The following is a 12,077-nucleotide window of genomic DNA, read 5'->3' on the forward strand; positions in this document are numbered from 1 at the left end:
TTTCGTTCTACATGCAATTGCTTCTTACTTCAAAAGTACAATTTAACGAATCAAATCTTCTATTGCTTTATTCACTTTTTCAAAACCAAATTGCGACAACACATCTTGCATTGCTGCAGAAATTTCCGCATTACAAAGGTTACCAATGCTGCCTTCGTGCGTGTGGTTTATTTCCCCCGATGGGGCAAAAGTACCGTTTTCAATCTGTTCACCAACTATTTTATACGCCTCTCTAAAAGGCACACCTTTTAAGGCCAAATCGTTTACCACTTCCACACTAAATAAGTAATCGTATTTCTTGTCTTTCAAAATATCATCTTTAATGGTAATATTCTGAAACATAAACGTGGCAATTTCTAAACACTCATTTAATGAGGTAATGGCTGGGAAAAGATTTTCTTTTAACAATTGCAAATCGCGATGATACCCCGATGGCAAGTTAGTTATCATCATGGCAATTTCATTCGGCAATGCTTGAATTTTATTACAACGCGAACGGATCAATTCAAAAACATCGGGATTTTTTTTATGAGGCATAATACTAGATCCTGTTGTTAATTCATCAGGAAAACTAATAAAACTGAAGTTCTGGTTAATGAACAAACAAACATCCATTGCCATTTTAGCCAGTGTTGCGGCAACTGCGCTCATGGCTTGGGCTAAAATTCTTTCTGTTTTGCCACGCCCCATTTGCGCATAAACTACATTGTAATTTAAGCTTTCGAAACCTAATAAATTGGTGGTTAGCGTTCTATTTAACGGGAAAGACGATCCATAACCCGCAGCAGAACCTAATGGATTTTTATTGGTAATTTTCCATGCCGCAAGCATCAATTCCATATCATCGGCAAGGCTTTCGGCATAAGCACCAAACCATAAACCAAAAGATGATGGCATGGCAATTTGCAAATGCGTGTAACCTGGCAATAATTTAGTTGCGTGGGTATTGCTCAGCTCAATTAACTGATTAAACAAAGTTGAAGTTTGCCCAACCATATCTTCTATACAAGCACGGAAAAACAATTTTAAGTCAACCAAAACCTGATCATTACGAGAACGACCGCTATGGATTTTCTTACCAGCCTCGCCAATTCGTTGGGTTAACAACCACTCTACTTGCGAGTGTACATCTTCCACCGAATCTTCGATAATAAAATCTCCAGCTTCAATTTCAGCATAAATATTTTTGAGTTCATTTTGCACCATTGCCAATTCATCAGCGGTAAGCAAATTAATCGTTTCCAACATTTCTGTATGTGCCAATGAGCCCAAAACATCAAACTTTGCCATTTGTAGGTCTAACTCGCGATCTTTACCCACGGTGAAGGTTTCTACAAATTTATTTACATCTATATTTTTTTGCCAAATTTTCATACCTTTTATCTTCGTCATTGCGAGTAACAGCCTGTCCCGAATTTTCGGGGAAGCAATCCTCTTTTTGAAATTTTAATTTTAATCATTGTTAAACAAAAAGCAATAAGTTTGCTCAAAAGGAGTCAATTATTAGTGTTTTGCCTCGCAAAGATGATTTATATCGCTACCTATTTATTGAATTTCTAAACAAGAAAATTCCTCTTGCTTATTAAATTCTTCTAATAATTCATTTTTAGATACGAGTATTTGTGAAATTGATAAAGTAGTATTATTACCAGTTCTGAGCCAAATTATTTTTGGTGGATGTCCATAAAGGTTAGCAAACTCATAGAAATCGGCATCGAAGGTCACAATTACAAAATCATTTTGTCCTGCAAATTGCCAAATTTCTTTATCAGATTTATTTTCCAACCCTAATTTTCTTATTTGCTCGCTATTAGGGAATATTTGCTGAATAAGCTTTAGAATTCTAAATGAAATATTCTGATCGAAAAGTAATTTCACTATGCAACTCTTATTTTATGTTCTTTATCGGCCGCGTATGCTAAGCAGGCTAAAATTTTCTCTTCTGATAATTCTTCAAAATCGTTTAATATTTGCTCAAGTGTCATTCCATTTGCAAACCAATTTAAAACATCATAAACTGCAATTCTTGTACCTTTTATACAAGGCCTTCCAAATCTTTTATCAGTATTTATCTCGATGAAACTTGAATATGTACTCATGTATCAAAGATAAGAATATTTAAAAGATTTTATTTAATTACAAAGGACGTTAAGTTTTTCGCAAAGCATTTTGTGCTATTTTACCACAGGGTAGAAAAAGCCTTTTCTGAATCTCCTAAAATAAACCTTAATTATTCTTGCATCCAAACCTTCGACCTTACTACCCTTTACCTTCAACCTCCTACCACTGATTTCAACATATTTACATATCCCGCTACACCTTCGGCAACTTCTTTAACATACAAAAACTCATCGGCCATGTGCGATCTACCAGAGAAACCTGGACCACATTTTACCGAGGGAATATCGAGTAAAGCTTGATCTGATGTGGTTGGCGAGCCGTAAGTGGTTTTGCCTAATGCCACGCCAGCCAATACTACAGGATGATTTTTATCAATTGATGAAGGTTTTAAACGGATAGAACGTGGTGTAACATCACAATCAACATTCGCGCGAATAATCTCCAAAACTTCTTCATTTGTATATGAATCTGTTACGCGCACATCAACCGTAAAAGTGCAATCGGCAGGCACTACATTATGTTGCGAACCTGCGTTAATAATGGTCACTGTCATTTTCAGCGGCCCAAATACCTCAGAAATTTTAGGAAATTGATAACTTCTAAACCACTCAATGTCTTTCAAAGCTTTATAAATCGCGTTTTCGCCTTCTTCTCTTGCTGCATGTCCGGCTTTTCCATGAGATACGCAATCAATAACCAATAAACCCCGTTCGGCAATCGCCAAATTCATTTCTGTAGGCTCACCAACAATTCCGAATTCCAACTCGCCTAAATCTGGCAGAACCAATTCTAAGCCATTATTTCCAGAGATTTCTTCTTCCGCAGTTGCGGCCAAACAAATGTTATACTTTAAATTTTCTTGCTTATAAAAATAAAGAAAAGCACCAATTAGCGAAACCAAGCAACCACCCGCATCATTACTACCCAAACCGAAAAGTTTATCACCCTCAATTGCAGCATCGTAAGGATTGCGCGTATAGCCAGAATTTGGTTTAACTGTATCATGGTGCGAGTTTAAAAGTAAGGTTGGTTTTGTTGCATCGAAATGTTGATTATAAGCCCAGACATTATTCATTTTTCTATGAATTTTTACGCCACGTTCTTCTAAAAATTGAGCAATTAAATCAGCAGTTTTATCTTCTTCCTTGCTAAAAGATTGAATGCGAATCAAATCACGAAGTAATTCTAAACTTTCTTTTTGTATATTTTCAATCATAGTATCAAGTATGTAGTATCAAGTAACAAGTTGTGGCGCCAAACCTTCAACTATCCAACCTTTAACCTTCTTTAGTATATATCTCTATATTTTTCGCTTTAACCTTTAGTCTTTCAGCTTTTAGCCTTCTTTAGTATATAAATTCCCTGCTTTTAATGCCGAAAGTTTTATGCCTTTTATTAATGATGAGCTAAAACCGTTGTGTTCCATTTCATTTAAGCCTGCAATAGTACAACCTTTTGGCGAAGTTACTTTATCTATTTCCGTTTCGGGATGGGTTTGGTTTATAAAAAGTAAATCTGCTGTACCTTTAGCCGTCTGAATTGCCATTTTTAATGCTTCATCGGCATGGAAACCAATTTCTACACCGCCTTGAGAAGCTGCTCTAATTGCACGTAAAAAGAAAGCCACGCCACAAGCACAAAGTGCAGTTGCCGAAGTCATTAAATCTTCCTGTATTTTAGACACTAAACCAACGGTTTCGAACATTTTTGTAACGTGATTTAGGTTTTCTGCGCTTGCACCATCAGTTGCAATGCATGTCATACTTTGGCCAATCGCAATTGCAGTATTCGGCATTGCTCTAATCACCTCTATATTTTTATTCAATTTGCTCTTTATTTCCGCACAGCTAACCCCCGAAATTACCGAAATAATTAAATGCTTTTCATCAACAATAGCACTTTTAATTTCATCTAAAACAGCATTAAGTTGCTGTGGCAATACGGCTAAAATAACAATATCAGCTTCTGCTACCGCTTGATGATTATCGACTGTTGTTTTATAACCTTCTGAAGCGTAGCTCGCCAATTGTGCTAAGTTTCTTCTTGTTAAAATAATGTTTTCAGCTTTTGCAAAATTGGTTTTAACCAAGCCCTTAGCTAAAGATAAACCGATATTTCCGCTACCAATTATGGCTATTTTTTTCATGTATATCCTTTATTTGCTTTTAGTTTAATTTCATCAATTTATTTTTAATATTTTGAAAAGCAACAACAATGCTCCTATTCACGTTAGTCCTGCTATTCGTTACAAGCCCCGAAGAAAAATCGGGGGCTTTTCACTGCTATCAGGTTTAGATTACTCAGATAAGTGCAAATAACAACAAAACACCCCGCCCTTTGGGCATTCCTCTAAAAGAGGGGAATTACAAAATGCCTAACCCCTAAATCCCCTAAAGGGGACTTCCTGTAATGCGTATTATATGAACGATAGAAAGTCAAAGTCCCCTTTAGGGGATTTAGGGGTTCAACTTCGTGCCAAAAACGCCCGATTTCAATTCATTCAACTCATCGGCTTTGCCAATATACACTGCCGAAACACCTTTTTTTATCGCTTCGAAAGCGTTATGCAATTTCGGAATCATGCCACCTGCTACTGTGCCGTTAGCTTTTAAGCCTTCAAATTCATCAGCTTTAATTTCTCTAACAACCGATAAGTCATCATTCACATCTATAAGTACGCCTTTTTTTTCAAAGCAGTAAACCAACCGTGTTTCATATAAAGATGACATGGCAACAGACACTGCAGATGCGATTGTATCTGCATTGGTATTTAAAAGTTGACCATCGCCATCGTGGGTAATTGCGCATAAAACTGGCACCATTCCCGTTTTTAATAAATTATCCAGCGTAGCTGATGAAACAGAATTTTCATTTAAATCGCCCACAAAGCCGTAATCTATATCTTTCGCCTTATCCCCCTCTAAACCTGCCTGTCCGGCAGGCAGATCCCCCTCGGAAGGCGATACTTTGGCTTTTTGAATAGGACGCTTTTTCGCTTTTATAATATTTCCATCGGCGCCGGTTAAACCAATGGCATTACAATTTTTAGCTTGTAATTGCGCCACCATGTTTTTATTAATTAACCCTGCATAAACCATAGTTACAATTCGCAGAGTTTCTATATCGGTAATACGTCGGCCTTCAATCATTTTGGATTCAATACCTAAACTTTCGCCCAATTCTGTAGCGATTTTCCCACCACCATGTACCAAAATTTTATCGCCCGCTAAAGCGGTAAAATCCAATAGAAAACGATGGAGATTTTCGGAGTTATCGATTACATTTCCGCCAATTTTAACGATGGTTAATTGTTTCATCCTACTTCTTTAAAAATGCATTAATTACTGCAAATTCTTTCTCTGGTTCTTCTACTTGTGGGTTATGACCAGATTTTTCGAACATCACAAATTCTGCCTGCGGGCAATATTCTTTATATTTTACCATCATCCAAGGCGTTGCAACACGATCAAAACGACCACCAATAACCAAAATAGGCATTTTTAAATCTTTTAATTGCTTGCGGAAATCGAAATTACCAATATCGCTGCCAACAATAAAATCGCCGTCTTTTCCAACCATTTGGTAGTATAATTTTGTATTCATCGAATTTGGATAACGCTTACCGCCTCCACCTGTAAATTTACTAGGATTATAAGCGTAAAGGAAACCATAAGGCACTCGGCCGTAAATTTCTTGGTGCTCTGCATCACTAGAAACACCACCTTTCTCTCTAAACTTCATTAAATCAGACCAAACCTCGGGGTAATTTGTTTTTATTTCGTGGTTGGAATTGTCATCATTTTCTTGCCACATAACAAAACTGTGGAAGGTATTGGCACAAATTAAGTGCGATGTATTTTGCGGATATTTAATGGCATAAGCCTGCGCAACAAGACCACCATAAGAATGACCTAACAGTGAAACTTTAGTTAGTTTTAGCGCTTTTCTTAAACCTTCAATATCTTCTACATCTCTGCTAAGAGAATATTCTGTAACTACTTTTGCTGTATCAGATTTTCCTCGTCCAAAGCCATCAAAATAAATTAATTGGTGGCCAGCCTGCGCCAATGGATCGAAACTGCGCAAACCATAGTGCGTGCCTCCAGGGCCACCGGCAATAAAAATTATAGGATCGCCTTCGCCAACCGTAACCACCCAAAGTTTCGAACCATTTACAGTTACATATTTGCCATCTGTAAAACTATCAACGGGCTTTATTTGTGCATTTACATTGATAAAAAGCAAGAATAAAATACACGTACTAAATATTTTTTTCATTTTATATGGTTTTAGGTTATGCTACTTTAATTATTTTAAATCTTCTAATATGGCTTTAATAACCGCTTGCGCAGCCCAAAGTCTGTTTCCCGCTTGATGAATTACTAAAGAGTTTGGTCCATCTAAAATTTCGGATGATAGCTCTAAATCGCGACGAACAGGCAAACAATGCATTACTTTGGCATTGTTTGTTAGTTTCAATTTTTCGTTATTCATCATCCACCCATCAGGATAAGTTAAAACTTTACCGTATTCGGCGTAACTGCTCCAATTTTTAACGTAAATATAATCTGCACCAACTAAAGCTTCGTCTAAGTTATGAGTTATTTGCGCTCCGGCGGTAAAATCTTCTGAAAGTTCGTAGCCATTTGGTTGCGCAATTGTAAAATCGATCATGCCTTCTACTTGTGCTTTACACATCCATTCGGCAAAAGAATTGGGCACCGCTTGTGGTAATGCTTTTATATGTGGCGCCCAAGCTAAAACAACTTTTGGTCGCCTGCTCCCTTCCCCTTGGGAAGGGTTGGGGATGGGCTTCCAAGTTTCGTGTATGGTTAAAATATCGGCGAAGCTTTGCAAAGGGTGACGGGTTGCGCTCTCCAAACTTATTACCGGGATACCGCAATATTTCACAAATTTATTAAAGAAATCTTCACTGTAATCTTCTTCTCTATTGTTTAATTTAGGGAAAGATCTTAAACCCAAAATATCACAATATTCACCCATTACAGCTGCAGCTTCGCGAATGTGTTCAACTGTTGAACCATTCATTACTACGCCATCCTGAGTTTCTAATGCCCAACCTTCTTTGTCTAAATTCATCACCATTACGTTCATACCCAAATTTAAGGCTGCTTTTTGAGTGCTTAATCGGGTACGCAAACTTGGGTTCATAAAAACTAAACCTAGGGTTTTGTTTTTGCCCAAATCTTGGTTCGCATAAGGATTTGCTTTTAATGCAAGTGCATCAGTTACAAATTGTTTGATGTTAGGTACATCGTGTACGGAAGTGAATTTGTTCATAATAAGGTGTGAGGTTTAAGGCGTAGGGTTTAAGGTTTTCCCACCTCCCTTTCTTAAAAATTTCAAAAATGAAATTAGCATAGCTCTAACTTCGTTAATTGATTTATTTACTTTTATATAATCTTCATCGCTTATGTATTTCAATTCTGATGCACATAAACAACAATAATCTATTTCATTAGTTGATCCCAAAGCAGTGTCTAGAAAATGAGCGAAGTCTTTATCGGTAAATCTGCCACATCCTTCTACAATATTTAAAGGAATTGACAATGATGCTCTTGTAAGTTGAGATGTTAGTTCAAACCTTTCATCTTTTGGAAATTTTGGAGCTATATCCTTTTTGATGAACATATTCATCTCGTGGGCTTTTCTCCAAACATCTAGTTTTTTATAGTCTCTCATTACCCTAAACCTCTCACCTTATACCTTGTACCGCTTTCTTGAAAGCATTTAGAAACTCATCCGCATCTGCTTTAGTTATATTTAACGCAGGCAATAAACGAATTACATTTGGTTTTGCCTCGCCAGTAAAAATATGGTGGGTAGACAGAAGTTCTTTTTTAACATGAGCCAATTCTGCGGGTAGTTCTATCCCAATCATTAATCCGCGACCACGAACTTCTATTACTTGTTCAAATTTCTTTAACTCAGTAATTAAGTAATTCCCAACTTCTTCTGCATTTTGCATCAAGTTGTCTTTTTCCATTACTTCCAAAACAGCCAAGCCTGCAGCGCAAGCCAAATGGTTGCCACCAAAAGTAGTTCCTAATTCGCCATGCCAAGGTTTAAATTTCGGCGCGATAGAAATTCCAGCAATTGGAAACCCGTTGCCCATTCCTTTGGCCATCGTGTAAACATCGGCTTCTACACCTGCATAATCGTGCGAGTAAAATAATCCTGTTCTACCATAACCGCATTGAACTGAATCGGCAATATAAACTGCATTATATTCATCGCAAAGCGAACGGATTTTTTGTAAGAAACTTTTTGAAGCTTCTTTAATGCCACCAACACCTTGAATACCTTCAATAATTACTGCACAAATTTCATCGCCCTGTGCTTTAAAAGTTTCTTCTAAAGCAATTTCATTATTAAAAGGCAAGAAAATTACATTTTCTGTTTGATTAACAGGCGCTACTATTTTAGGATTATCGGTTACGGCAACAGCTAAAGATGTTCGTCCGTGGAACGCACCGCTAAAAGCAATTACTTTTTTTCTGCCGTTATAAAACGAAGCTAGTTTTAGCGCATTTTCATTTGCTTCTGCGCCAGAATTACATAAAAATAGCTGAAAATCTTTTTTACCAGAAACTTGGCCCAATTTTTCTGCAAGCGCTACCTGCAAAGGGATTTTAACCGAGTTAGAGTAAAAGCCAACTTTATTTAATTGGTCTGTTAATCGTTTTACATAATGTGGGTTGGTATGCCCGATAGAAATTACAGCGTGCCCGCCATATAAATCTAAATATTTTTGTCCGTTAGCATCCCAAACATTGCTGCCTGCTGCTTTGGTAATTTCTATATCGTTAAGTGGGTAAACGTCGAATAGTTGCATGTTAATAAGTTAAAAGTGAAAAGTTTAAAGTCTAACTTTCTTAATCAAGGAAATAAGCATTGCTTTTATTTCATTGATATTTTTTTCTAATTGAAAGTAATTGTCATTATTAATAAAGCCTAGATCTTTTGATAAAAGCAGTAAATATTCTACTTCATGACTTGACCCTAATGCTATTTGCAGAAAGTGGGCTAAATCTTTCTGAGAAAATCTACCTGTTCCTTCTGCTATATTTGTAGCAATGGATGAAGATGCCCGTTTTAGTTGACTAACTAAACTGTATATCTCTTCTTTTGGGTAGGTTGAAACAACTTTATAAACCTCAAGTGTAAGCTGATGCGCTTTTTTCCAAACCAATAAATCTTTGTAATTCTGCATTTCAACTTTTCACTTTAAACTTTCAACTCTAAAACCCAATTGCCTTCAACCTCAATCCAGCATTTTCTTCCAAACCAAACATTAAATTCATATTTTGAACCGCTTGTCCGCTGGCGCCTTTTAGTAAATTATCTATCATACTAATAATAAATAATTTACGACCATGTTTTTCTAAATGAACGAGTGCTTTATTTGTATTTACAACCTGTTTTAAATCTATATTTTTCCGACTAACATGTGTAAAAACGTGATCCTTATAAAAGTCTTCGTAAAGTTTTTGTGCTTCTTCTAAAGTTAAATCGCACGCTAAATACATTGATGCTAAAATACCACGAGGGAAAGCGCCACGTTGTGGGATGAAATTAAGTACCACCCCAGCCCCTAAATCCCCTAAAGGGGACTTTTTAACACTGGCTTTAGCAAGGCTCTCTCCAATCTCATTTAAATGTTGGTGTTCAAAAGCCTTATATATAGAAAGATTATTGTTTCTCCAGCTAAAATGCGATGTTGTAGATAAACCCTGACCAGCGCCTGTAGAACCTGTAGTTGCGTTGATGTGAACTTCACTTTTAATTAATCCTGCTTTTGCTAGTGGCAATAAACCCAACTCAATGCAGGTCGCAAAGCAACCCGGATTTGCAATGTTCTTTGCCAATTTAATTTCCTCGCGATTTAACTCAGGTAAACCATAAATGAAATTACGATTTAAGATTTTAGAATTACGATTTCCTGCAAGTCTAAAATCTTGAGATAAATCAATTATCTTAATGTTTTCATTAACTGGATGAGCTTCTAAAAATTTTCTTGCATCTCCATGTCCAACACAAAGAAAGAGTACATCGATATCCTGAGGAATCTCGTTCGTAAATTTCAAATCCGTATCGCCTAACAAATCGGTATGTACATCAGAAACTAAATTCCCTGCATTACTCGTACTATTTACAAACGCAATTTCAACATTTGGATGGTTAATCAAAAGGCGAATCATTTCACCACCTGTATATCCGGCTCCGCCGATAATTCCTGCTTTAATCATAGTTAAAAGTGTAAAGTTGAAAGTATAAAGTTGTAAAGCAAAGTGCTAAATTCTAACCTTTTTTATCAAGGAAATTAACATTGCTTTTATTTCTCCTACTTCCTTTTCTAATTCTAAATATTTTTCGTCTTGAATAAACTTCAGGTCTTTCGCTAACAATAATTGGTATTCTAATTCATGGCTTGACCCCAAAGCTATTTGTAAAAAGTTTGCCAAATCCTTTTGCGTAAATCTTCCACAACCTTCAACAATATTAGTTGTAATTGAGGAAGAAGACCTTTTTATTTGACTAATTAGGCTATAAGTTTCTTCCTTAGGAAAAGTAGCGACAACTGCGTAAATTACTAATGTGAATTCATGTGCTTTTCGCCAAACTAATAAATCTTTGTAATTTTGTATAGCACTCGTCTACTTTAAACTTTCCACTTTAAACTCTTTACTCCCCGTTTACCTTATGCCAAATCATCACTTGGTTGCCAAATATTTTCGAGAAACCTTTAACATCTTCGCCACTCCAAGCATTGTTCATTTCGCCGTAACTACCAAATTTGTTGCTCATTAAATCGTGGTTAGATTCTATGCCGATAATTTGGAGACGGTATGGAAGAAGTTCTACAAATACTTTTCCACTAACCATTTTTTGTGTATCGGCCAAAAAAGCCTCAATGTTTCTCATAATCGGATCATGAAATTGCCCTTCGTGTAACCAATTACCGTAAAATGACGACAACTGCTCTTTCCAACTTAATTGCCATTTCGTTAATGTGTGTTTCTCTAAGGCGTGGTGCGCTTTAATTATAATTATCGGCCCTGCAGCCTCAAAACCCACCCTTCCTTTAATGCCAATTATGGTATCTCCAACGTGCATATCTCGACCAATACCATAAGGCTGTGCAATGGCTTGCAGTTTTTGTATTGCCGTTACCGGATCCAATTTCTCACCATCCAGCGCCACTAACTCACCTTGTTCAAAAGTTAGTTCAATTTTACGGGCTTCTGTTTGCGAAACTTGAGTTGGCCACGCGCTTTCTGGCAAAGTCTCGTTAGACGTTAATGTTTCCTTTCCGCCAACTGACGTTCCCCATAAACCTTTATTGATAGAATATCTAGCTTTTTCTGCGCTATATTCTACACCATGTTTTGCTAAATATTCTATTTCCGCTTCGCGGGATAATTTTAAATCTCTAATGGGCGTAATAATCTCAACTTCTGGAATGAGAATATTGAAAATCATATCAAAACGAACCTGATCATTACCTGCACCCGTACTGCCGTGGGCAACATAATCTGCACCAATCTTTCTAACGTAATGGGCAATCGCTGTTGCTTGGCTTACACGTTCGGCACTTACAGAAAGTGGATAAGTAGCATTTTTTAATACGTTACCAAAAATTAGATATTTTATACAACCATCATAATAACTCTTCGTCTCATCAACAACTGCGTGAGAGACTACCCCTAATGCATAAGCACGTTTTTCTATTTCCTGTAATTCTTCTTCAGAAAAACCGCCCGTGTTTACAATTACGGAGTGAACTTCTAAATTACGATCCTGCGCTAAGTGAATACAGCAAAATGAGGTATCTAATCCGCCACTAAAAGCTAAAACTACTTTCTTCTTCATAGGTGTTTGATTGTGTGTTTTTATGTAAAATATTTATGATTCTTATTTTCGAACAACTCATA

Annotated in this window: 14 protein-coding genes; all 14 read right to left on the minus strand. The window is 36.7% G+C overall.

Annotated features, from left to right (window positions below; translation table 11 throughout):
- Positions 1–42 precede the first annotated feature (42 nt).
- Positions 43–1,374 carry an argininosuccinate lyase gene (gene argH / locus EZJ43_RS02830; protein WP_133261164.1) on the minus strand — a complete coding sequence of 444 codons (1,332 nt, stop codon included), beginning with the start codon at positions 1,372–1,374 and terminating at the stop codon, positions 43–45.
- Positions 1,375–1,545: 171 nt separating this feature from the next.
- The gene (locus EZJ43_RS02835; RefSeq protein ID WP_133261165.1) at positions 1,546–1,878 is read right to left on the minus strand and encodes a DUF5615 family PIN-like protein; all 333 of its coding nucleotides are present in this window, start codon (positions 1,876–1,878) and stop codon (positions 1,546–1,548) included.
- The gene (locus EZJ43_RS02840; protein WP_133261166.1) at positions 1,878–2,099 is read right to left on the minus strand and encodes a DUF433 domain-containing protein; all 222 of its coding nucleotides are present in this window, start codon (positions 2,097–2,099) and stop codon (positions 1,878–1,880) included. The genes EZJ43_RS02835 and EZJ43_RS02840 overlap by 1 nt, the downstream gene beginning before the upstream one ends.
- Before the next feature lie 173 nt (positions 2,100–2,272).
- Complete coding sequence (locus EZJ43_RS02845; RefSeq protein ID WP_133261167.1) at positions 2,273–3,337, minus strand: M20 family metallo-hydrolase; 1,065 nt, start codon at positions 3,335–3,337, stop codon at positions 2,273–2,275.
- Between the two features lie 120 nt (positions 3,338–3,457).
- Positions 3,458–4,267, minus strand: a complete 810-nt coding sequence (gene proC / locus EZJ43_RS02850; RefSeq protein WP_133261168.1) for a pyrroline-5-carboxylate reductase — start codon at positions 4,265–4,267, stop codon at positions 3,458–3,460.
- A 310-nt stretch (positions 4,268–4,577) separates the two neighbouring features.
- Positions 4,578–5,438 carry an acetylglutamate kinase gene (gene argB / locus EZJ43_RS02855; RefSeq protein ID WP_133261169.1) on the minus strand — a complete coding sequence of 287 codons (861 nt, stop codon included), beginning with the start codon at positions 5,436–5,438 and terminating at the stop codon, positions 4,578–4,580.
- 1 nt (position 5,439) lies between these two features.
- A complete protein-coding gene (locus EZJ43_RS02860; RefSeq protein ID WP_133261170.1) occupies positions 5,440–6,399 on the minus strand; it encodes an alpha/beta fold hydrolase in 960 nt (319 codons plus the stop codon).
- Between the two features lie 30 nt (positions 6,400–6,429).
- Positions 6,430–7,422 (minus strand): Rossmann-fold NAD(P)-binding domain-containing protein, encoded by a 993-nt coding sequence (locus tag EZJ43_RS02865; RefSeq protein ID WP_133261171.1) that lies wholly within the window; start codon positions 7,420–7,422, stop codon positions 6,430–6,432.
- Positions 7,423–7,437: 15 nt separating this feature from the next.
- Positions 7,438–7,824, minus strand: a complete 387-nt coding sequence (locus EZJ43_RS02870) for a four helix bundle protein (RefSeq protein ID WP_133261172.1) — start codon at positions 7,822–7,824, stop codon at positions 7,438–7,440.
- Positions 7,825–7,837: 13 nt separating this feature from the next.
- A complete protein-coding gene (locus EZJ43_RS02875) occupies positions 7,838–8,977 on the minus strand; it encodes an aspartate aminotransferase family protein (RefSeq protein ID WP_133261173.1) in 1,140 nt (379 codons plus the stop codon).
- Between the two features lie 24 nt (positions 8,978–9,001).
- Complete coding sequence (locus EZJ43_RS02880) at positions 9,002–9,355, minus strand: four helix bundle protein (protein WP_133261174.1); 354 nt, start codon at positions 9,353–9,355, stop codon at positions 9,002–9,004.
- Between the two features lie 28 nt (positions 9,356–9,383).
- On the minus strand, positions 9,384–10,391 hold the full coding sequence (gene argC / locus EZJ43_RS02885; protein WP_133261175.1) for an N-acetyl-gamma-glutamyl-phosphate reductase: 1,008 nt from the start codon (positions 10,389–10,391) through the stop codon (positions 9,384–9,386).
- Between the two features lie 45 nt (positions 10,392–10,436).
- The gene (locus tag EZJ43_RS02890; RefSeq protein WP_133261176.1) at positions 10,437–10,790 is read right to left on the minus strand and encodes a four helix bundle protein; all 354 of its coding nucleotides are present in this window, start codon (positions 10,788–10,790) and stop codon (positions 10,437–10,439) included.
- 37 nt (positions 10,791–10,827) lie between these two features.
- A complete protein-coding gene (argG, locus tag EZJ43_RS02895) occupies positions 10,828–12,015 on the minus strand; it encodes an argininosuccinate synthase (RefSeq protein WP_133261177.1) in 1,188 nt (395 codons plus the stop codon).
- Positions 12,016–12,077: the final 62 nt, after the last annotated feature.

This window comes from Pedobacter changchengzhani, assembly GCF_004354365.1.
GTDB lineage: Bacteria > Bacteroidota > Bacteroidia > Sphingobacteriales > Sphingobacteriaceae > Pedobacter > Pedobacter changchengzhani.

Coding starts and splice junctions, on each gene's coding strand:
- EZJ43_RS02860 (WP_133261170.1), bottom strand. CDS start 6,399: ATGAAAAAAATATTTAGTACGTGTATTTTATTCTTGCTTTTTATCAAT.
- EZJ43_RS02865 (WP_133261171.1), bottom strand. CDS start 7,422: ATGAACAAATTCACTTCCGTACACGATGTACCTAACATCAAACAATTT.
- argH (WP_133261164.1), bottom strand. CDS start 1,374: ATGAAAATTTGGCAAAAAAATATAGATGTAAATAAATTTGTAGAAACC.
- EZJ43_RS02870 (WP_133261172.1), bottom strand. CDS start 7,824: ATGAGAGACTATAAAAAACTAGATGTTTGGAGAAAAGCCCACGAGATG.
- argC (WP_133261175.1), bottom strand. CDS start 10,391: ATGATTAAAGCAGGAATTATCGGCGGAGCCGGATATACAGGTGGTGAA.
- EZJ43_RS02845 (WP_133261167.1), bottom strand. CDS start 3,337: ATGATTGAAAATATACAAAAAGAAAGTTTAGAATTACTTCGTGATTTG.
- EZJ43_RS02840 (WP_133261166.1), bottom strand. CDS start 2,099: ATGAGTACATATTCAAGTTTCATCGAGATAAATACTGATAAAAGATTT.
- proC (WP_133261168.1), bottom strand. CDS start 4,267: ATGAAAAAAATAGCCATAATTGGTAGCGGAAATATCGGTTTATCTTTA.
- EZJ43_RS02880 (WP_133261174.1), bottom strand. CDS start 9,355: ATGCAGAATTACAAAGATTTATTGGTTTGGAAAAAAGCGCATCAGCTT.
- argB (WP_133261169.1), bottom strand. CDS start 5,438: ATGAAACAATTAACCATCGTTAAAATTGGCGGAAATGTAATCGATAAC.
- EZJ43_RS02875 (WP_133261173.1), bottom strand. CDS start 8,977: ATGCAACTATTCGACGTTTACCCACTTAACGATATAGAAATTACCAAA.
- argG (WP_133261177.1), bottom strand. CDS start 12,015: ATGAAGAAGAAAGTAGTTTTAGCTTTTAGTGGCGGATTAGATACCTCA.